This is a genomic window from Mesorhizobium sp. WSM4830 (genome assembly GCF_055811495.1).
The window spans coordinates 87,094-106,234 of the sequence record NZ_JBVVQI010000025.1 but is presented as its reverse complement, the minus strand read 5'-3'; the positions used below and the strand labels follow the sequence as shown (position 1 = coordinate 106,234).

The following is a 19,141-nucleotide window of genomic DNA, read 5'->3' as shown; positions in this document are numbered from 1 at the left end:
CGTCGGTGATGCGCATCAGCATCTCGTCGACAAGGCCGCCGGCAAAGCCGGCCACCGTGCCGATCACGGCACCGACGGCAAGGGCGGCGGCTGCCGCAGCCAGCCCGACCGCCAGCGAGGTGCGGGCGCCGTGCAAAAGCTCGGCAAGGACGTCACGGCCGAGGCGGTCGGTGCCGAGTGGCAGCGACCAATCCTGGAACGGCGGCAGCAATGCCGGCCCGGCAATCGCTTGCGGATCGCCGGGAAAGAACAAAGGTGCGGCAAGTGCCACGGCAAACAGCGCCGCCAGGATGACTGCGCCGGCGATCGCTTCCGGCGTGCGAAGAAAGCGGCGAAGCGGGTTCACGCGCCGGCCTCACTGGCCCCGACGCGCGGATCGAGGAAGGCGTAGGCGATGTCGACGAGAAGGTTGATGATGACCACCAGGACGGCGCTGACGAGAATGATGCCGAGCAGCATCGGCGTATCGCGTGCTGCCACAGCTTCCTGCGCCAACCGGCCAAGGCCTGGCACGGAAAAGACACTTTCAATGACGACGCTGCCGCCCAGCATTTGCGCGGACTGCAGGCCGAGCATGGTGACCAGCGGCAACAGCGCGTTACGGGCGACGTGAGCGAGCACGATGCGACGGCGGGAAAGTCCCCTGGCGCGGGCGGCCAGCACAAAGTCCTGTCGCCAGACCTCGGCCATACCGGCGCGCATCATGCGGAGATAGAGCGCGAGATAAATGAAGCCGAGCGCCGAAACCGGCAGGACGAGATGGCGGGCGATATCGGCGGCGCGGTCGAGGCCGGTCCTGGCCGAGACGATACTCTCGATGCCGCCGATCGGAAACCAGCGCAGGTCGACGGCGAAGACAATGATCAGCACAAGCCCGAGCCAGAAGCCCGGCACGGCATAGAGCGCCAGCGAACCGATAGACAGGAAGCGATCGCGGAAGCTGCCGGGTCTGGCGCCGGCATAGATGCCGAGCGCCGAGCCGAGACCGAAGGAGAGCGCGGTGGCGCTGCCCATCAACAGCAGCGTGTTGGGCAGCCGCTCGAGGATGACGTCACGGATCGGCCGCGAAAAAGTGACCGATTGGCCGAGATCGAGATGCAGCAGCGCCCAAAGATAGTTGGCGAGCCGCGTCAGCTCCGACTGGTCGAGCCCCCAGCGGTGACGCAACAGCTCGATCATGCCGGCGTCGCCGCCGGTCGAGACGATGTAGGCATCGACCGCGTCGCCGGGAGCGGCTTCGAGCAACAGGAACGTGCCGATGACGACAATCAGCAGCACGAAGATGCTGCCGACGAGACGGCGGCGAAGGAGGATGACGGCGCGGCTCATGGGGAAAGGGCACCGCTGCCGGCCACTTGAGATTGCGTTCTACGGCGCCCCCCTCTGTCCTGCCGGACATCTCCCCCACGAGGGGGGAGATCGGCCGTCATTGCGGCTTTGGCCAATCTCCTACGTTGCAGGACTGGGCGTGGCGCCAACGCTGCCAATCTCCCCCCTCGTGGGGGAGATGTCCGGCAGGACAGAGGGGGGCGCGAAGGAACTCTCATTGTCGAATCTGAGCACCCAGGCCGTAGATCTGCAAGTCTGGAGGTCAACTCGCCAAATAAGTGTCCGCCCAGTTCGATACCGCCCAGCGCGGGTTGTTGGCGATGTTCTTGACCGTGTTGCGAGCGACGCTGATGAAACTCCATTCGGCGACGTTGATCAGCGGCAGGTCGGCGGCAACTTTTCTCTGGAACTCCTTGTAGAGTTCGGTGCGGGCGGCGGTGTCGAGCATCTCCGATGCCTTGGCTATCAGGGCGTCGAGTTCGGCGTTCTTGTAGCCACCCTGGTTGGAGAAGGGCACGCCGTCGGGAATGCCGCTCTGCACCAGGATGGTGGTCGAGATCGCCGGATCGCCGCGGAATACCGGCGGCCCGACCGCAAGGTCGAAGGCGTGGTCGGTGTAAACAGCCTTAATATGCGCGGCTGAGTCGTTGTTGACCAGCTGGGCGTCGATGCCGATGGCGGCGAGCGCCTGGCGCAGATAGTCGCCGAACTGCTTGGTCTCGTTGAAGTAGGGCGCTGGCAGCAACCTCAGCGAAAAGCGCTTGCCGTCATCGCCTCGGCTGTAGCCGGCCTCGTCAAGCAAGGCGTTGGCCTTGGCGACGTCGAAGGCATAGGTCGGCACGTCGGCGGTGTAGAACTGCGGGTCGTTCTTCGGCACCGGGCCAGTGGCGGTGGCGGCATAGCCGAGAAACACCGTCTTGACGACGAAATCCTTGTCGATAGCGTGAGCGATCGCCTGGCGTACTTTCAGGTCGGCCAGCTCCTTGCGGCGATGATTGATCTCGACGACGAGCTGATAGGTCAGCCCTTCATAACCCTTGGTGATCACCTTGAGTCCGGACACTTTGGAGATGCGGTCGAGATCGGCCAGAGGCACGGCGGAGAAGGCGGCGAGCTGGATCTCTTCGGCCTCGAGTGCGCTGGCGGCGGAGGTGCGGTCCGGCAGCACCTGATAGATGATCTCGTCGAGATAGGGCTCGTCCTTGCCCCAATAGTCGGTGTTCTTCTGCAGCCGGTAATATTGGCCGGGCTTGTATTCGGCGAATTTGAACGGTCCGGTGCCGACCGGGGCGTTGTTGGCCGGATTGTCCTCGATCTTTCCGGTCTCGTAGATGTGCTTGGGCACCACGCTGCTCAGCGCCGGCAAGGCGTTGCGGATCAGCTGGAACGGTGTCGGCTTGGCGAATTTGAACACGGCGGTGGTTTCGTCCGGCGTGTCGACCGCCTCCAGATCCTTGAACACGGTGCGGCCGAGATTCTGCAGCGGCTTCCAGACCTGCAGCGCCGAGAAGGCGACATCGGCTGAGGTGAAGGGCTTGCCGTCATGCCATTTGACGCCCTCGCGCAGTTTGAACGTCACCGACAGGCCGTCGGCGGCACCTTCCCAGCTGAGCGCCAGCCGTGGCTCGAGCCCGTCCTTGCCGCCGAAGGAGGCCTCGGCCAAGGTTTCCACGATCTTGCTCGAAATGAAGAAGACGCCGTTCGAGGCGACAATCGCCGGATTGAGATTGCGCGGCTCGGAATCAGCGGCGACAACCAGTCGTCCGCCCTTTTTCGGCGTCTGCGCCCAGCCGATCGTCGGCATCGCGGTAGAGGCCAGCAGCAATGCCGAACCCGCAAGCATCGTCCGTCTGGAAATGGTGAACTCTGGCATGATCGAACTCTGTCCTCTCCGCGGACCCGGCCGGGTCCGCCGTCCCCCTCGGACGCTCGCAAGCATCCCGCAAAGCTGATTATGGGCCTTGTGCGGGGTTTCACCAAAGACGGAATTGGCGCATTTTTACGTGGCTTTGAAATTTCCGTCCGCTGGACCAGTTGTACAGAAGACGGTTCGATGCGCGGTTCTGGCAAGACCAGACTGGAGTAAAGCACAGCAGGTGGAGCAGCTTTTGGGGGCTGGTTCGCTCCATTCTGGCTGGACCACATCGGGCAAAATGATGCAGATTTGAGCATAGCTGAGGATCAGAGCCGGAAAAGCCGGTGCCGGCGAGCGGCCGGCCAAGGGATTTCAGGGAGAGAGACATGAACATTGCCCCAGGCAAGAATGCCGTCGGCAGCGTGCCGTTCGACCAGGCCAGGGTGGACGGGCTGATGGAGGAGGCCGGTATCGACGTGCTGCTCGCCACCTCCAAGCACAACACGCAATATCTGCTTGGCGGCTATAAGTTCATCTTTTTCGCCGCCATGGATGCAATCGGCCATAGCCGCTATCTGCCTGTTGTCGTCTATGAGCAAGGCGGGCCGGAGCATGCCGCCTATATCGGCAACCGCATGGAAGGCGGCGAGCACCAGAACCATCCGTTCTGGACGCCGACACTGCATGCCGCCTGCTGGGGAACGCTCGATGCCGCCAATCTGGCAGTCGAGCATTTGCGGAAGATCGGCAAGGACAACGCCCGCATCGGCATCGAGCCCGCCTTCCTGCCGTCCGACGCCTATATGCTGATCCGCAACGCGCTGCCGGACGCCAAGCTGATCGACGCGACTGATATGCTGGAGCGCATGAGGGCAATCAAGACCGAGGCCGAGCTGGAGAAGCTGCGCATTGCATCGGAGCTGATCACCGATTCCATGCTGGCGACCATCGGCTGGGCACGCGAAGGCACGACCAAGAGCGAGATCATTGAGCAGCTCAGGCGCGAGGAGACAAATCGCGGTGCGCATTTCGAATATTGCCTGTTGACGCTAGGCTCCAGCCACAACCGGGCCGCCTCGCCACAGGCGTGGAAGAAGGGCGAGGTGATGTCGATCGATTCCGGCGGCAACTACCACGGCTATATCGGCGACCTTTGCCGCATGGGCGTGCTGGGTGAGCCTGACGCCGAACTCAAGGATCTGCTGGCCGAGATCGAGACAGTGCAGCAGGCGGCCTTCTCCAAGGTCAAGGCGGGCACGCTGGGCGGTGACATGATTTCTCATGCCGAAGGCGTGCTGAAAGCGTCGAAGGTTGCGGCCTATACCGATTTCTTTGCCCACGGCATGGGGCTGATCACGCATGAAGCGCCATTTCTGATGACCAACCATCCGGTGACCTATGAAGGTACCTATGCCGAAAAACCGCTGGAAAGAAATATGGTGCTCTCGGTCGAGACGACCATGCTTCACCCGACGCGCGGCTTCATCAAGCTGGAGGACACGGTGGCGGTGACCGATGCCGGCTACGTCATGTTCGGCGATCGGGGCAGGGGCTGGAACAGGGGCGGGGTTTAGGCGCTTCTATCTCACTTCCCGCCCGGCGGCAGCAGCCTGAAATCCGGCAGGTCGCGCAGTGCCAGTTCCGGCCCGGCCGGCGAATAGACGACGAAAAGCTGCATCGGCGCATCGCCGGTATTGAGCGTCGAATGGAAGCGGCTTTCCGGCACATAGATGGTGCAGCCGGGACCGACCTTCTCGACGACCGGGTTGCCCTTCTCATCTTCGACCATCTGCTCGCCATCGCCTGAGATGACAAAGATGATCTCCTCCGCACCCGGATGGTTATGACGCGTATGGCCCTTGCCCGACGGCAGGTCGACGACACCACCGGAAAATCGCTTTGCGCCATTCACTTCGGGCGCGACCGTCAGCGACAGCCTGCCCCAGTCGAAGCCGAAGGCGCTGACGTCTTTTGGGTATACGAACACCTTGCTGTTGTCGGTCATCGTCTCACCCCTTCTTCTACGCAGCGCCGAACGTGACGGCCTTGAAATCCGCCGTTTGCCTGGCGATCGAAGCTTCCGCCGGCAGCCGTTCCATCGAACTCGCGCCATAGAACCCGTGCAGGCCCTTGCAGCGCTCGAGAATATATCTGGCGTCGTCCGGCATCGAGATCGGCCCGCCATGGCAAAGCAGGATTATATCCTCGCGCACCGAGCGTGCCGCTTCGGCAATGGCGTCGATCTCGCTGACACAATCGTCCAGCGATTTGGCCGATGTCGCGCCGATCGAGCCGCCCGTGGTCACCCCCATATGAGCGACGACGATGTCGGCGCCGGCTTCTGTCATGGCGCGCGCCTCGTCTGGGTTGAAGACATAGGGCGTGGTCAACAGGTCGAGTTTGTGAGCCTCGGCGATCATGTCGACCTCGAGCCCGAAGCCCATGCCGGTTTCTTCAAAACTCTGCCGCATCTGGCCGTCGAACAGGCCGATGGTCGGAAAGTTCTGCACGCCGGAAAAGCCCATCGTCTTCAACTCGGCCAAAAGCAGCGGCATGATGACGAACGGATCGGTGCCGTTGACGCCGGCCAGCACCGGCGTCTTCTTCACCACCGGCAGCACTTCGTAGGCCATCTCCTTGACGATCTCGTTGGCGTTGCCATAGGCGAGCAGGCCGGCGGCCGAGCCGCGCCCGGCCATGCGGTAGCGGCCGGAATTGTAGATGATGATCAGGTCGATGCCGCCGGCTTCCTCTGCCTTGGCCGACAGGCCGGTGCCGGCACCGCCGCCGACGATCGGAACGCCGTCCGCGATCATCTTGCGGAATTTCTCCAGGATTTTCTTGCGCGGTATGGCGGTCATGTCTTGGTGTCTCACTGTCTGGCGATGTCGAGGAAGGCCGTTGTGGCAGCCCAGGCGAATTCGGGGTCGTTGATGTGCAGCGGCAGGCGCAGCACGCGCCGCGTTTTGGCGGGTTTGATGGTACGCTCGATCGCCTCGAACAATGCGGCATCGGCTTCAGGGTCGAAGAAGGCGCCGCCTTCGATGTCGAGCGCCGACACGCCTTTCTCCGGAATGAGGAAACGAACCGGACCCTGGCAGAGGCTCAGCCTTGTACCGATCCATTCGCCGATCGTTCTGCTTTCGTCGGCAGTGGTGCGCATCAGTGTGACGTTTGGATTGTGCTCATAGAACAGCCGGCCGCGATAGCGTTCCGGAATTGTCGGCGGCGCCCAGAAATTGACCATGTCGAGCGCGCCGACCGAGCCGACATAAGGCAGCCCGGTGCGGGCGATGGCGCCAAAGCGATCTTCGGTCGCCGGCAGCACGCCGCCAAGCAGCAAGTCGCAGACTTCGGTCGTTGTGATGTCGATGACGCCGGACAACAGGCCGCTGTCGGCCAATTTTTCCATGGTGCGGCCGCCGGTGCCGGTGGCGTGGAAGATCATGCAGTCATAGGTCGAACGAAGCTCATCGGCGATCGCGGTCACGCATGGCGTGGTGACGCCGAACATAGTCAGGCCGAGCGATGGTTTGCCGTCGGCCGGCGGCGCCGGCTTTGCCGCCATGCCTGATATCGCCTGGGCGGCATTGTGCAGCACGACACGGGACAGCCGGTTGAGGCCGGCCATGTCGGTCACCGACGGCATCATCACGATGTCGGAGATGTCGACATATGGTGCGGTGTCGCCGGAGGCCAAGGTCGAAACCATGATCTTGGGCAGGCCGAGCGGCAGCGTGCGCATTCCTGCGGTGATGATCGAGGTGCCGCCGCCGCCGCCGATACCGATAATCCCGGCAATATCGCCGCGCGACTGGACAAACCGGGCAAAGGCGGCGGCCATCGCCGCCACCGCGGTGCCGCGATCGTCGATGCCGAGCACGGCATTGCGACCCTCAGAATGGTGGCTGGCGATTTCGTCTGCCGAAATATCGACCGGCACGGTCGCGCCGCGTGTTCCGATGTCGACACGAGCAACCGAAGCGCCGGTAGCGGCGACTGCATCGGACAGAAAAGCGAGTTCCTCGCCCTTGGTGTCGGCGGTGCCCACCACATAGATCCGCTTCATCGCGTTTCCCCGGTCTTGGGCGTGCTCGGCGCTGCCACCCGTTTGCCCGGCCGTTCGATGGGCGAAGGGCCATTGCAATTTTTTGAGACGCGCGTATCGTATTGACATGGATGTCTCACGTCAACAAGCGACAGTGAACGACGACGCCGGCCAAGGCGCCAGCCCGCGGGTAGAGCGCGGGGCCCGCGCGCGCACCAGGCGTCTCATGCTGGAGACGGCGACAAAGCTGATGCAAGCGGGCGCCACGCCCTCCGTCAGCGAGGTGGCGGAAGCAGCGGAAGTCTCCCGCGCCACCGCTTATCGGTATTTTCCGAGCCAGGCGGCGCTGGTGCAGGCGGTGGTGGACGAAGGGCTCGGGCCGATCCTTACCTGGCAATCGAGCTCTGCCGATCCCGAGCGCCGGGTCGCCGAACTGTTCGAGACCGCCATGCCGCGCATCGAGGCCTTCGAAGCGACGTTCAAGGCGGCGCTGAAACTGTCGCTCGACCAGTGGGCGCAGCGACAGGCAGGGACACTGGGTGGTGAGCCGGCCTTCACGCGCGGCCATCGCGTCGACCTTTTGAAGGATGCGATCGCGCCACTCAAAGGCCGGTTGCCGCCGCGCGAATTCAAGCGGCTCGCGCAGGCGCTGTCATTGATCTTCGGTGTTGAGATGCTCATCGTATTGAAGGATATATGGGGATTGGATAGCCGCAGAATGATGTCGGTCGCTCAGTGGACGGCCGGCGCTCTGGTGCGCGCGGCTATGACCGAATCGATGATTGAAGGAGATGGGATCGCGCCGACGACGGCCGCTAGATAACGCCAATCTGGTTCGACCAGATTTTCAACCTGATTGTTCATACTACTAGCGATGCAGCGGCCCAGGTAAGGCATTCATGTATCAACGAGTAGGAAAATTAAGGGAAAACAGGCAGATATCGCAGAAACCAACTTGTCTGCGTGTCCGCCACCGTCCAAGAAAGGGCTTGACGTTCGTCTGAAATTGGTAATACCAGATCAGGACAAATAAAGCGGATCAAGGGTGAAGGCTAAGATCCGTTTCGGTTGAACGAGGAGGTTCAAAAACCGGAACGGTGCCGTCACGGGAGGACTACCAGGGCCGGCCTCGCCGCCGGCTCGCATGACGCGGTAGAATGCGCACAAGGGAGGAAATCATTATGCGCAAGACAATGACCAGCTTGCTTGCTGGTATCGGCCTAGTGCTCGCCTGCGGAACGTCCGTCTACGCGCAGGAAAAGGAACTTACAATCTTCTGGGCGGAATGGGATCCGGCCAATTACCTGCAGGAACTCGGCAACGAGTACGAGAAGGAAACCGGCGTCAAGATCACGGTGGAAACCACACCGTGGCCCGACTTCCAGACCAAGGCCTTCACCGAGTTCAACGCCCATGGCGACGCCTACGATATGGTCGTCGGCGACTCGCAATGGCTCGGTGCCGGCTCGACCGGTGGCCACTATGTCGACCTGACCGACTTCTTCAACAAGCATAAGGTCGGTGAAGTGATGGCACCGGCCACGGTGAAATACTATGCCGAATATCCAGGCGGCAGCGGCAAGTACTGGGCCATTCCGCTCGAAGGCGACGCCGTCGGCTGGTCCTATCGCAAGGACTGGTTCGAAGACCCCAAGGAAAAGGAAGCCTTCAAGGCCAAGTATGGCTACGATCTCGACGTGCCGAAGGACTGGAAGGCGCTGCGCGATATCGCCGAATTCTTCCACCGTCCGGACCAGAAGAAATACGGCATCGCCATCTACACCGACAATTCCTACGACGCGATGGCGATGGGCTTCGAAAACGCGCTGTTCTCCTTTGGCGGCGAGCTGGGTGACTATAAGACCTACAAGGTCGATGGCTTCATCAACTCCGACAAGGCGATCGCGGCGCTCGACGCCTACAAGGAACTCTACAAGTTCACGCCTCCGGGCTGGGCCAAGTCGTTCTTCGTCGAGGACAACCAGGCGATCACTGAAAACCTGGCCGCGATGAGCATGAACTACTTCGCGTTCTTCCCCTCGCTGATCAACGAGGCGTCGAACCCGAATGCCAAGAACACCGGTTTCTTCGCCAATCCTCCCGGCCCGAACGGCGATCAGTTCGCCGCACTCGGCGGTCAGGGCATCTCCATCGTTTCTTACTCGCAGAAGCAGGAAGAGGCGACGAAGTTCCTGGAATGGTTCATCAAGGACGAGACCCAGAAGAAATGGGCAGCGCTTGGCGGCTACACCTGCAGTGCCGCTGTGCTCAAGTCACCCGAATTCCAGAACGCCACGCCCTACAACAAGGCGTTCTACGAGACCATGTTCAAGGTCAAGGATTTCTGGGCGGTTCCGGAATATGCGGAACTGCTGCAGCAGCTCAACCAGCGCATCTATCCCTACATGATCGGCGGCGAAGGCACCGCCAAGGAGACGCTGGACGCACTGGCAGCCGACTGGAACGCGACCTTCAAGAAATACGGCCGCGGCCAATAAGCATGAAGTGTCACGGAGGGGGCGTTCGTGCCTCCTCCGTTTCTTTTTCTGATTTTTGAAATCTTTCTGATTTCTGAACTGGGAGCAGGGTCTTGGCGACCACGATGATCACCACGCTGGACAGGTCCTCGCGGGCCGCCGCTCGCGGTCTCAGCGACATTTCTATCCGCAATCTCTTCATTATCCCGACGATCCTGTTCCTGATCGTCTTCAACATCTTCCCGCTGATCTATTCGCTGGGCTATTCGTTCACCGATTTCCGCGCCTCGACCAGCGCGGCGGCGAATTTCGTCGGGCTGCAGAACTATCGCGACCTGCTCAGCGATCCCTATGTCTGGTCCAACTTCGCCATCACCGCAAAATACGTCATCATCTCGGTCGCCGGCCAGCTGCTCGTCGGCTTCGGCGTGGCCATGCTGCTCAACCGCGACATTCCGCTCAAGGGCCTGCTGACGACGCTCCTGTTGTTGCCGATGATGCTGTCGATGGCCGTCGTCGGCCTGTTCTGGAAGCTGCTCTACGATCCGTCCTTCGGCATCATCAATTATGCGCTGGGCCTCGGCACCTTCGAATGGCTGTCGAATCCGAAAATGGCGCTCTATGCGGTCGCGCTGACCGACATCTGGATGTGGTCGCCCTTCGTCATGCTGTTGTCGCTGGCCGGCCTGTCGGCCGTGCCCAAGCATCTCTACGAGGCAGCCGCGATCGACAGGGCCGGGCCGTTCTACACCTTCTTCCGCATAACGCTGCCGCTGGTTGCGCCGATCCTGATGATTGCGGTCATCTTCCGCACCATGGAGGCGTTCAAGACCTTCGACCTCGCCTACATCCTGACCAGCCAGCCGACGGCCGAGCTGATCTCGATCCGGCTCTACAAGATGGCGTTCCAGGAATGGCAGACCGGGCGTTCCTGCGCGCTCGCCTACATCGTGCTGATCATGGTGCTGGCGATCACCAACATCTATGTCAAATACCTCAACAAGGTGAAGGAGCGCTGAGATGGCTGCAGTCCGCACTTCTTCCGAAATCACCTTCAACCGGGTCGCCATCGTCGCTGTCCTGCTGGTGACGATCATCTTCCTGGCGCCGATCTACTGGATCGCCTCGACGGCGTTCAAGCCGCGCAACCTCGCCACCACGATCCCGCCGACGGTGGTTTTCCAGCCGGAGATATCGCCCTTCGTCAAGTTGTTCACCAAGCGTTCGCAGCTGCGCAGCCCGCCGTCGCCGGAGGAGTACGCGGCTGCGCCGTGGTGGGAGCGCGTCGTCTTCAATGGCGGCGAAAAGATCGTGCGCGACGGCAAGGGCCAGGTGCAGTGGTCGGGCTATCCGAGCCGTTTCATGAACTCGCTGATCGTTGCCATAACCTCGACCGTCCTGGCCGTCGGCATGGGCACCTTCACCGCCTATGGGTTCTCGCGCTTCAAGGTAAAAGGCGAGGCGGACCTGCTGTTCTTCATCCTGTCGACGCGCATGCTGCCGCCGGTGGTCGTCGCCATTCCGATGTTCCTGATGTACCGGGCGGTCGGCCTCAACGATTCCCATATCGGCCTGATCATCCTTTACACCGCTTTCAACCTGTCCTTCTCGGTGTGGCTGATGAAAGGCTTCATGGACGAGATCCCCAAGGAGTATGAGGAGGCGGCCCTCGTCGACGGCTATACGCGCATGGAGGCCTTCTTCAAGATCGTGCTGCCCGAGGCCGCCACCGGCATCGCCGCCACCGCCGTGTTCTGCTTTATCACGGCGTGGAACGAATATGCCTTCGCACTGATCATGACCAGCCGCCGTGCCCAGACAGCACCGCCTTTCATTCCCAGCCAGGTCGGCGCCGGCCTGCCGGACTGGACGGTGATCGCCGCAGGAACCTTCCTGTTCCTGCTGCCGGTCGCAATCTTCACCTTCCTGCTCCGCAACCATCTGCTGCGCGGAATGTCGTTTGGAGCGATCCGCAAATGAGCTTTCGTGCCATCAACCAGAAATATCTCGAACCAGGCTCTCAAGTGCTGATGGTGCTCGGTATCATCGCGCTCTGCCAGCCGTGGAACATGCTGCTGCACAGCTACGGCGTGACCATCATCCTGATCGGCCTGATCGGCTTCAACGTCACCTCCAAGATCGCGCCGGAGGAGAAGGCCGGCACCGGGCAAGGGGCAAATCCGGGGGCACAGCATTGACCCAGATCGAACTTCGCGGCGTCCAGAAATATTTCGGCGCCGTCCAGGTCATCAAGGACCTCAACCTGAAGATCGACGATAACGAGTTCATCGTGCTGCTCGGCCAGTCGGGCTGCGGCAAGACGACGACGCTGAGGGCGATTGCCGGGCTGGAGACGATCGACGGCGGCGACATCCTCATCGACGGCAAGCCGGTCCAGCACCTCAAGGCCGCCGATCGCGATATCGCCATGGTCTTCCAGTCGTTCTCGCTCTATCCGCATATGAGCGTCTATGAGAACATCGCCTTTCCGCTCAGGGCGACGCGCAAGAGCAAGGCCGAGATCGACAGCGAGGTGCGCTCGGTCGCCAAGACGCTGCAGATCAGCGATCTCCTCGCCAAGAAACCGTCGGCGCTGTCGGGCGGCGACATGCAGCGCGTGGCGATCGGCCGAGCCTTGGTGCGGCGGCCGAAGGCGATGCTGATGGACGAGCCGATCGGGGCGCTCGATGCCAAGCTGCGCGAGGAGATGCGGGCCGAGATCAAGCGGTTGCACATCAAGCAGGGCTCGACCAGCATCTACGTCACCCACGACCAGATCGAGGCGATGAGCCTCGCCGACCGCATCGTCATCATGCATGAAGGTGTGCTGCAGCAGGTCGGCTCGCCGGACGAGGTCTATTCGCATCCGGCGAATCTTTTCGTCGCGCAATTTGTAGGCAGCCCGGTGATGAACGTCGCCGACGCTTCGGTGACCGAGAAAGCCTCATCGGCCTCGGTCACGGTCGGCGATGCGGCCGCCGGTTTCGAATTCCCGCGCGCCTTGCTGTCGAAGCTCAACGGCCATGCCGGCAGCCAACTCGCGCTCGGCATCCGGCCGGAAGGCGTCCTCGTCCGCCGCGAAGCCGCCGAGGGATTCTTGCCGGTGGAGACGCAGATCGTCGAGCCGCTCGGGTCCTTCGACATCGTAGACCTCAAGGTCGGCTCCAAGATGCTGCGTGCGCGCACCAAGAGCGGCTTCATCGGCGGCCCCGGCGAAAGGGTCTTCGTCAGAATCGATCCCAGCCAGGCGCATTTCTTCGACACGGCGAGCGGCAAATCGCTGGGAGTGAGACTCTGATGGCCCACATCCAGCTCAAGAACATCTCAAAGAAGTTCGGTAACCACACCGCCTTGACCGGGCTCGATCTCGACATCGCCGATGGCGAGTTCTTCGTCCTGCTCGGCGAGACCGGCGCCGGCAAGACGACGACGCTGCGCATGATTGCCGGCCTGGAAAAGCCGAGCGAAGGCCAGGTCTTTATCGACGGCGTCGATGTCGCCGACTGGGGCGCGGCCGAGCGTGACGTGGCGCTGGTGCTGCAGCAATATTCGCTCTATCCGCGCTATACGGTGCGCGAAAACCTCGAATTTCCGCTGAAGCCGAAGATCCGCCGGCTGCCCGATGCCGAGATCAAGGATCGTGTCGACCGCGCTGCCAGGACGCTGCGGATCGAGCATCTGCTCGACCGCAAGACCGACAGGCTTTCAGGCGGCGAGATGCAGCGCGTCTCGATCGGTCGCGCTATTGTGCGCAAGCCGCGGGTATTCCTGATGGACGAGCCGTTGTCGGCGCTCGACGCCAAATTGCGCGAGGCGCTACGCACCGAATTGAAGAACCTGCAGATGCAGCTCGGCGCCACTTTCCTGTTCGTGACGCACGACCAGATCGAGGCGATGTCGATGGGGGACAAGGTCGGCGTGCTCAACCATGGCCGCATCGTCCAGACCGGCACGCCGTACGAGATCTACAACAATCCGCGCGACACCTACGTGGCGAGCTTCGTCGGCTCGCCGCCGATGAACCTCATCGACGGCAAGCTCGTCAACGGACGTGCGGTGATGGCGCCGCTCAATTTCGAATTGCCGTTTGCGGGGGGTGCCACGACTTCGGGGGGTGCCAAGACGGGCGCGGCGACCGACGGTCGCCCGCTCGTCTTCGGTATTCGTCCCGAGGACGTCTATCTCGAGACCGGCGCGCCGGTCGAGGCGCGGGTCCATGACGTCGAGAACCATGGCGTCGAGAAGATCCTGACGCTGCGGGTCGGCGACGCCATGCTGCGCGCCACCGTACCGGCCAGGACCGACGTCCAGATAGAGCAGCCGGTGCGCTTTGCCTGGAACCCGGACAAGGTGGTGCTGTTCGACAAGGGCAGCGGAATAAGCTTGCGTCACGCCGGCTAAGTATAAGCCTCTTTACTGCGCTAGAGCGGGATGCGTTCAAAGTGAACCGTGCATCCCGCTCTATCCATGTGTTTTAGCCGCATTTGTGCGACGCCACGTAATTCCACTTGGCTGCGACATGCTCGAGTCTTCCCGTCATCCCCCGTACGGGGGATGCGGATGCTTCGATTTGTCGAATAGGCTGATCCTTTGGTCCCAAACGGGCTTTGCAGGCCCAATTTGGAGGCCCAAAATGGAGGGTTGGCTATGGGAAATCTGTTACGCAGTTTTGCGACGATCCTGCTTGTCGCCGGTATGGGATTGTCGGCGGCGCATCTGGGCGAGGCGCAGGCAGCCAAGAAAGTTGTCGCCGGCGCGCAGGTCGACGCCAAGAAGATCAAGGACCTCAACGGCGCGGTCAATCTGTCCACCAGCGACTGCAAGCTGTTGTTGGGCGGCACCGTCGTCGAAGTCTCGGATGGCAGGTGCGGGGCCTCCGGTAAATATTGCAAGAGCAGCGCCGGCTCGGCCTGCATCACCGAGCAATAAGCCGGCCAACGTTTGGCTGGCCTAATTAGGTTAGCGGATCTCCGCCTGTTCCTCGGCCCGGAAGTGGCTGGGTGGCGATCCGATGACCCGTTTGAAGGCGCGGCTGAAGGAGGCGTCGGATTCGTAGCCGAGGCGAGCCGCGACGACGGAAATCTTGAGCCGGTCGCGGACAAGCCATTGCCTCGCCTGGTGCATCCGCACCTGCGTGACGTACTTTGCCGGTGTTTCGCCGACAATGGTGGCGAAGCGCTCGGCGAAACCTGATCGCGAGGCGCCCATCATCTTTGCCAGAGCCTCCACCGTCCAGTCGCGATTCGGTTCGAGATGGATCGCGGCCAGCACCCGGCCGATCTCGCGGTCCCTGACCGCCGCAATCCATCCGGAGGCATCGCCGCAGCCGCGCTCGACCCATGAGCGGATGACGGTTGCGGCAAGCACATCGGCCAGCCGCGCCAGGATGCCGCCGGAGCCGACGCGCTCCATCGTGACCTCGCGGGCCATCGCTTCCAGCAAATGCGGGATACCTGGCTCATAGGCTTCCAACTCATGCGCGCGCATCACGTCCGGCATCATGCCGAGCAAAGGATGCAAGCCATCGAGATTGAAATACATGCTGCCGAAAAACAGCAAGGTCCCCGGACGGCAGCCGGGCACGCCGTCATTCGACATGCAATAGACGCCCTTGCAGATTTCCTCGACCTCATAGCCATGGATCGGCGCCGCCTCGACACCCGGCTCGCTCGCCAGCGTGTGGGCTGAGCCGCGCGGCAACAAGGCAGCGTCGCCCGCCTTGAGCTCGACCCAGTCGCCGGACGGCTGCAGCAACCAGCAGCCTTTGCGTCCGATGAAATGAAACCGTGCCGCCGCCTGAGCCGGAAAATAGATGCCCCAAGGCTCCTTCATCTCGCAACGGCCGTAATCGACGCCTTCGAGACGCAATCCGCGCAATATGTCCGTCAGCGGATCGCCGGTGATTGGAATTTTGGACGAACGGTCAAACATAATGGTGTTTCTAGCATGGAAACTCCAGCCAGTCACTCCTTATGTTGCCTTGCAGCCAAATGCTGCGCTGCAACAGACCGGAGATTCTCTCATGACCGAACCCGCGACAGGCGTCATGGACGCCGTTCTCGATCCATCGGAAACCGGCGAACGATCCGAGCCCGCATGGGGGGCGGTGGTCTCCCTGGCGCTCGGAGTCTTCGGCCTGGTGACCGCGGAATTCCTGCCGGCCAGCCTGCTGACGCCGCTTGCGCAGGATCTCGGCATCACCGAAGGCGCCGCCGGGCAGGCGGTAACGGCCACCGCTGTCATTGGTGCGATAGCGGCGCCGACCATGGCCATTGTCACCAAGCGGCTGGATCGCAGGCTGGTCATGTGGGCGCTGACGGTGCTGCTTGTGCTGTCAAACCTGGTAGCCGCGTTTGCGTCGTCGCTTCCCGTTCTTCTGATCGCCCGCATCATGCTTGGCATTAGTCTCGGCGGCTTCTGGTCGATGTCGGCTGCCATGGCGATGCGGCTCGTTCCGATGCGGCTGATGCCGCGCGCCATGTCGATCATCCTCACCGGCGTTTCGGTGGCGACGGTCTGTGCGGCTCCAGTCGGCGCCTATGTCGGCGACATCTGGGGATGGCGGACGGCGTTCATGATCGCCGCCGTGGTCGGCGCGCTGGCCCTGCTGGTGCAGGTGGCTACCATTCCGAAGCTGCCGCCGGCAGTTACGGCAGGTTTTCGCACGCTGCTGGAGGTGATGAAGCGGCCGATGATCAGGGTGGCGCTGCTGGTGGTGCTGCTGGTCGCCTCGGGACACTTTGCCGGCTTCACCTATGTCCGCCCGTTTCTCGAGAAGGTTCCCGCGCTGGACATCGAGACGATCTCGCTTGTGCTGCTCGCCTACGGCATTGGTGGCTTCTTCGGCAATTTTGCCGGCGGCTTCATTGCCGAACGCAGCCTCAAGGCAGCCGTCAGCCTGGCGCCTCTGCTGATCGCGTTTTCGGCGCTCTTGCTGCTGGTCGTCGGAGGCTCACCCGTGGTTGCTGCAATAGCAGTGGCCAGCTGGGGCTTTGCCTTCGGCGCCGTCCCAGTCGGGCTGCAGACCTGGCTGGTGCGGGCCGCCCCCGATCAGGCGGAAAGCGCCGGCGGGCTGATGGTTATGACATTCCAGGTCGCCATCGCGTTGGGCGCCGTCTTCGGCGGCCTGCTGGTCGACAATGCCGGCGTTGCCAGCGCCTTCGCCTATTGCGCGGCGGCGACATTGCTTGCGGCACTGGCGGCGTTCTTCCTTGGCCTAAAGCCGGTCGACGATCCCAAGGCCTAAACGGAACGGCCGTCGAAGTCGAAGACCGGCACGGCGGTGACGTCCAACGCCTCGATGCAATGAATATTGATATAGGCACTTCGCCCGCTCCCTTCGCCGCCATCCTCGGCGAAGGGGTGAATGCCGCAGCTGCGGCAGAAGCGGTGGGCGATGACATGGTTGCCGAAGCTGTAGCGGCCGAGATCATCGCCCCAGGCAAGCACCCGTAGGCTCTCATGCGGCACTGCCCATAGCAGTGCACCCTTGCGCGAGCAGATCGAGCAATTGCACCGTACGGCTCCGGTCAACTCGCCTTCGACCTCGAACGCGACCTTGCCGCAGTGGCAGCTGCCTTGGTAGAGCATCGGGCCTTCCTCCTTCGGTTCGACAGGTGCAAATCCGACCGTGCCGGGCTATGTCTCCTGCGGCCAGTTTCAGGCTGCTACCTTAAGACGTTGCAAGCGTGCGGAGTCCGACACCGAAAAATGCAATCAGCCCGCGATCACCTCGAAGCAATTCTTTCGCGTCTTGCCGCTCGCGTCGACGATGAAAGCGTTTTCGTAAAGCTCTACCCGGAAGCCGCACGGGCGGCGGCGGACGTCGCCGATGCGCGGCGAAAAGCCGGCGTCACGCTCGGACCGCTCGATGGGGCGATCGTCTCGATCAAGGATCTGTTCGATGTCGCCGGCGAGCCGACCACGGCGGGCTCTCTGCTGCTCGCCACCGCAGCGCCGGCGCTGCGGGATGCCATTGTCGTTCGCCGGCTGCGCCAGGCCGGTGCAGTCATCCTCGGCAAGACCAACATGACCGAGTTCGCCTTCACCGCGATCGGCGTCAATCCACATTACGGCACGCCCGGCAATGCAAGCGATGCCAGCCGTATTCCGGGCGGCTCGTCCTCAGGCGCCGCGGTTTCGGTCGGCGAAGGCACCAGCCAAATCTCTATCGGTTCCGATACGGGTGGTTCGGTGCGCATTCCGGCATCGCTGAATGGCGTCGTCGGTTTCAAGCCGACCGCGCGGCGCGTGCCGCTCGCGGGTGCGTTTCCGCTGTCGGCCACGCTGGACTCGATCGGTCCGCTGGCCCGCACCGTCGCCGAATGTGCGGCGGCCGATGCAGTGATGTCGGGCGAAAACCTGGCGGCACTGTTGCCGCTGCCGCTGGACGGCCTGCGCATCGGCATTCCGCGCGGCGTGCTGTTCGATGATACGCAGGAAGAGGTCGCGACAACGTTCGACGGGTGTCTTCGCAAGATGGAGCTTAGCGGCGCATGGCTTGTCGAGTTGTCGATCGACGACCTGCTTGCCGATCTGCGCGCGGCAACCCAACGCGCGTCGATCGCGGCAATGGAAGGGGCGGAAATCCATGCCGACTGGCTGGCGACGGGAGCGGCGACGCCGGTCGACCCGCGGGTAAGCGGGCCATTGTCGCGCGCCGCCACCATTCCGGCCACGGTCTATATCAGGGCAATGCGCCGCCGCATGGCGCTGGCCGCCGCAATGGATGAGCGACTGGCGTCGGTCGACGTGCTGGCCCTGCCGACCACGCCGGTGACGGCGCCGACGATCGTCTCGATGACCGACGACGAGGCTCTGTGCAACAGGACGGAAGGCCTTCTGCTGCGCAACACGCAGGTCGCCAACCAGTTCGATCTATCAGCCATCTCGCTGCCGATGCCGGGAATGACGCGTCCGGCCGGGCTGATGCTGGTGGCGCGCAATGGCCATGACCACGACCTGCTGCGCATCGCAGCGGGCGTGGAGGCGCTGCTTGCAAATTGATGCGATAGCGCGTGTCAGCGCGACGAGCAGTGGCCGCGTTCGCTGTCCTTGGCGGCGCGTTCGATGCTGGTGGCGACCAGCCAAGGCAGGGTGTACCGCTTGCCGTTGAAGGTCCGTGTGCGGTTCTCGATCGATCCGACAACAACGACCTTGCCGGCATAGAGCTTGTCCGAAAGATCGAGGGCCTTGCCTTGCTGCGGCAGGCGATCAATGTCGATCGAAACGCCTTTGATGAGCTTACCAGTAGCGAGGTCGAGTGCGCTGTTCGATGGACAGGGTGCCGCCACGCAGCGCAAGCCGTTGTCGCAGAACACGTAGCTGCCCTGTCCGTTGGCGAAGGCTTGCGCCGTCGCCACGCAGAAGCCGGCCGTCAGCAGGAATTTTGTGACGTTTACCATGGCCGGCACCATCGCCGGCGAGTTCGGG

Annotated in this window: 19 protein-coding genes and 1 pseudogene; 11 read left to right on the top strand and 9 right to left on the bottom strand. The window is 62.5% G+C overall.

The window, feature by feature from the left end:
* The 3 genes and pseudogenes from AC0L2Y_RS26345 to AC0L2Y_RS26335 all read right to left on the bottom strand — a co-directional run.
* Positions 1 to 346: pseudogene (locus AC0L2Y_RS26345) on the bottom strand (ABC transporter permease); the annotation flags it as partial.
* A complete protein-coding gene (locus AC0L2Y_RS26340) occupies positions 343 to 1,329 on the bottom strand; it encodes an ABC transporter permease (protein WP_473560521.1) in 987 nt (328 codons plus the stop codon). The gene AC0L2Y_RS26340 and the pseudogene AC0L2Y_RS26345, both read right to left, overlap by 4 nt.
* Positions 1,330 to 1,591: 262 nt before the next feature.
* Positions 1,592 to 3,202 carry an ABC transporter substrate-binding protein gene (locus tag AC0L2Y_RS26335; RefSeq protein ID WP_473560520.1) on the bottom strand — a complete coding sequence of 537 codons (1,611 nt, stop codon included), beginning with the start codon at positions 3,200 to 3,202 and terminating at the stop codon, positions 1,592 to 1,594.
* Between the two features lie 368 nt (positions 3,203 to 3,570).
* On the opposite strand from AC0L2Y_RS26335, the gene AC0L2Y_RS26330 reads away from it, so the two are divergent.
* The gene (locus AC0L2Y_RS26330; protein WP_473560518.1) at positions 3,571 to 4,758 is read left to right on the top strand and encodes a M24 family metallopeptidase; all 1,188 of its coding nucleotides are present in this window, start codon (positions 3,571 to 3,573) and stop codon (positions 4,756 to 4,758) included.
* Between the two features lie 11 nt (positions 4,759 to 4,769).
* Here AC0L2Y_RS26330 and AC0L2Y_RS26325 read toward each other — a convergent pair whose 3' ends face one another.
* Genes AC0L2Y_RS26325 through AC0L2Y_RS26315 form a run of 3 tightly spaced genes read right to left on the bottom strand, consistent with a single transcriptional unit; the run spans position 4,770 to position 7,253 of the window.
* Positions 4,770 to 5,189 (bottom strand): cupin domain-containing protein, encoded by a 420-nt coding sequence (locus tag AC0L2Y_RS26325; RefSeq protein WP_473560516.1) that lies wholly within the window; start codon positions 5,187 to 5,189, stop codon positions 4,770 to 4,772.
* Positions 5,190 to 5,205: 16 nt separating this feature from the next.
* A complete protein-coding gene (locus AC0L2Y_RS26320) occupies positions 5,206 to 6,045 on the bottom strand; it encodes a phosphoenolpyruvate hydrolase family protein (RefSeq protein ID WP_473560515.1) in 840 nt (279 codons plus the stop codon).
* Positions 6,046 to 6,056: 11 nt separating this feature from the next.
* Positions 6,057 to 7,253, bottom strand: coding sequence for a Tm-1-like ATP-binding domain-containing protein (locus AC0L2Y_RS26315; RefSeq protein ID WP_473560513.1), 1,197 nt, complete (start codon positions 7,251 to 7,253; stop codon positions 6,057 to 6,059).
* A gap of 106 nt (positions 7,254 to 7,359) precedes the next feature.
* On the opposite strand from AC0L2Y_RS26315, the gene AC0L2Y_RS26310 reads away from it, so the two are divergent.
* From AC0L2Y_RS26310 to AC0L2Y_RS26275, 8 genes are all read left to right on the top strand, one after another.
* Positions 7,360 to 8,055, top strand: a complete 696-nt coding sequence (locus tag AC0L2Y_RS26310; protein WP_473560512.1) for a TetR/AcrR family transcriptional regulator — start codon at positions 7,360 to 7,362, stop codon at positions 8,053 to 8,055.
* Positions 8,056 to 8,413: 358 nt separating this feature from the next.
* On the top strand, positions 8,414 to 9,730 hold the full coding sequence (locus AC0L2Y_RS26305; RefSeq protein WP_473560511.1) for an ABC transporter substrate-binding protein: 1,317 nt from the start codon (positions 8,414 to 8,416) through the stop codon (positions 9,728 to 9,730).
* A 92-nt stretch (positions 9,731 to 9,822) separates the two neighbouring features.
* The gene (locus AC0L2Y_RS26300) at positions 9,823 to 10,728 is read left to right on the top strand and encodes a carbohydrate ABC transporter permease (protein ID WP_254816733.1); all 906 of its coding nucleotides are present in this window, start codon (positions 9,823 to 9,825) and stop codon (positions 10,726 to 10,728) included.
* Position 10,729: 1 nt separating this feature from the next.
* Positions 10,730 to 11,689 carry a carbohydrate ABC transporter permease gene (locus AC0L2Y_RS26295; protein WP_352484970.1) on the top strand — a complete coding sequence of 320 codons (960 nt, stop codon included), beginning with the start codon at positions 10,730 to 10,732 and terminating at the stop codon, positions 11,687 to 11,689.
* Entirely contained in the window at positions 11,686 to 11,907 is a 222-nt protein-coding gene (locus AC0L2Y_RS26290) for a hypothetical protein (RefSeq protein WP_473560508.1), read from the top strand. Before AC0L2Y_RS26295 ends, AC0L2Y_RS26290 begins: the two co-directional genes overlap by 4 nt.
* Positions 11,904 to 13,007 (top strand): ABC transporter ATP-binding protein, encoded by a 1,104-nt coding sequence (locus AC0L2Y_RS26285; protein ID WP_352714066.1) that lies wholly within the window; start codon positions 11,904 to 11,906, stop codon positions 13,005 to 13,007. Before AC0L2Y_RS26290 ends, AC0L2Y_RS26285 begins: the two co-directional genes overlap by 4 nt.
* Positions 13,007 to 14,110 (top strand): ABC transporter ATP-binding protein, encoded by a 1,104-nt coding sequence (locus AC0L2Y_RS26280; RefSeq protein WP_473560506.1) that lies wholly within the window; start codon positions 13,007 to 13,009, stop codon positions 14,108 to 14,110. Before AC0L2Y_RS26285 ends, AC0L2Y_RS26280 begins: the two co-directional genes overlap by 1 nt.
* 246 nt (positions 14,111 to 14,356) lie before the next feature.
* The gene (locus tag AC0L2Y_RS26275) at positions 14,357 to 14,638 is read left to right on the top strand and encodes a hypothetical protein (protein ID WP_473560505.1); all 282 of its coding nucleotides are present in this window, start codon (positions 14,357 to 14,359) and stop codon (positions 14,636 to 14,638) included.
* A 30-nt stretch (positions 14,639 to 14,668) separates the two neighbouring features.
* Here AC0L2Y_RS26275 and AC0L2Y_RS26270 read toward each other — a convergent pair whose 3' ends face one another.
* Positions 14,669 to 15,640 (bottom strand): AraC family transcriptional regulator, encoded by a 972-nt coding sequence (locus tag AC0L2Y_RS26270; RefSeq protein ID WP_473560504.1) that lies wholly within the window; start codon positions 15,638 to 15,640, stop codon positions 14,669 to 14,671.
* A 91-nt stretch (positions 15,641 to 15,731) separates the two neighbouring features.
* Between AC0L2Y_RS26270 and AC0L2Y_RS26265 the strand changes: the two genes are divergently transcribed.
* Complete coding sequence (locus tag AC0L2Y_RS26265) at positions 15,732 to 16,955, top strand: MFS transporter (RefSeq protein WP_473560503.1); 1,224 nt, start codon at positions 15,732 to 15,734, stop codon at positions 16,953 to 16,955.
* On the opposite strand, the gene AC0L2Y_RS26260 is transcribed toward AC0L2Y_RS26265, so the two are convergent.
* On the bottom strand, positions 16,952 to 17,299 hold the full coding sequence (locus tag AC0L2Y_RS26260) for a GFA family protein (protein WP_473560502.1): 348 nt from the start codon (positions 17,297 to 17,299) through the stop codon (positions 16,952 to 16,954). The genes AC0L2Y_RS26265 and AC0L2Y_RS26260 overlap by 4 nt on opposite strands.
* Before the next feature lie 120 nt (positions 17,300 to 17,419).
* On the opposite strand from AC0L2Y_RS26260, the gene AC0L2Y_RS26255 reads away from it, so the two are divergent.
* A complete protein-coding gene (locus AC0L2Y_RS26255) occupies positions 17,420 to 18,715 on the top strand; it encodes an amidase (protein WP_473560501.1) in 1,296 nt (431 codons plus the stop codon).
* A 14-nt stretch (positions 18,716 to 18,729) separates the two neighbouring features.
* On the opposite strand, the gene AC0L2Y_RS26250 is transcribed toward AC0L2Y_RS26255, so the two are convergent.
* Positions 18,730 to 19,113 (bottom strand): hypothetical protein, encoded by a 384-nt coding sequence (locus tag AC0L2Y_RS26250; RefSeq protein ID WP_473560499.1) that lies wholly within the window; start codon positions 19,111 to 19,113, stop codon positions 18,730 to 18,732.
* Between the last annotated feature and the right edge of the window lie 28 nt (positions 19,114 to 19,141).

Coding starts and splice junctions, on each gene's coding strand:
- AC0L2Y_RS26340 (WP_473560521.1), bottom strand. CDS start 1,329: ATGAGCCGCGCCGTCATCCTCCTTCGCCGCCGTCTCGTCGGCAGCATC.
- AC0L2Y_RS26335 (WP_473560520.1), bottom strand. CDS start 3,202: ATGCCAGAGTTCACCATTTCCAGACGGACGATGCTTGCGGGTTCGGCA.
- AC0L2Y_RS26330 (WP_473560518.1), top strand. CDS start 3,571: ATGAACATTGCCCCAGGCAAGAATGCCGTCGGCAGCGTGCCGTTCGAC.
- AC0L2Y_RS26325 (WP_473560516.1), bottom strand. CDS start 5,189: ATGACCGACAACAGCAAGGTGTTCGTATACCCAAAAGACGTCAGCGCC.
- AC0L2Y_RS26320 (WP_473560515.1), bottom strand. CDS start 6,045: ATGACCGCCATACCGCGCAAGAAAATCCTGGAGAAATTCCGCAAGATG.
- AC0L2Y_RS26315 (WP_473560513.1), bottom strand. CDS start 7,253: ATGAAGCGGATCTATGTGGTGGGCACCGCCGACACCAAGGGCGAGGAA.
- AC0L2Y_RS26310 (WP_473560512.1), top strand. CDS start 7,360: ATGGATGTCTCACGTCAACAAGCGACAGTGAACGACGACGCCGGCCAA.
- AC0L2Y_RS26305 (WP_473560511.1), top strand. CDS start 8,414: ATGCGCAAGACAATGACCAGCTTGCTTGCTGGTATCGGCCTAGTGCTC.
- AC0L2Y_RS26295 (WP_352484970.1), top strand. CDS start 10,730: ATGGCTGCAGTCCGCACTTCTTCCGAAATCACCTTCAACCGGGTCGCC.
- AC0L2Y_RS26290 (WP_473560508.1), top strand. CDS start 11,686: ATGAGCTTTCGTGCCATCAACCAGAAATATCTCGAACCAGGCTCTCAA.
- AC0L2Y_RS26280 (WP_473560506.1), top strand. CDS start 13,007: ATGGCCCACATCCAGCTCAAGAACATCTCAAAGAAGTTCGGTAACCAC.
- AC0L2Y_RS26275 (WP_473560505.1), top strand. CDS start 14,357: ATGGGAAATCTGTTACGCAGTTTTGCGACGATCCTGCTTGTCGCCGGT.
- AC0L2Y_RS26270 (WP_473560504.1), bottom strand. CDS start 15,640: ATGTTTGACCGTTCGTCCAAAATTCCAATCACCGGCGATCCGCTGACG.
- AC0L2Y_RS26265 (WP_473560503.1), top strand. CDS start 15,732: ATGACCGAACCCGCGACAGGCGTCATGGACGCCGTTCTCGATCCATCG.
- AC0L2Y_RS26260 (WP_473560502.1), bottom strand. CDS start 17,299: ATGCTCTACCAAGGCAGCTGCCACTGCGGCAAGGTCGCGTTCGAGGTC.
- AC0L2Y_RS26255 (WP_473560501.1), top strand. CDS start 17,420: ATGCAATCAGCCCGCGATCACCTCGAAGCAATTCTTTCGCGTCTTGCC.
- AC0L2Y_RS26250 (WP_473560499.1), bottom strand. CDS start 19,113: ATGGTAAACGTCACAAAATTCCTGCTGACGGCCGGCTTCTGCGTGGCG.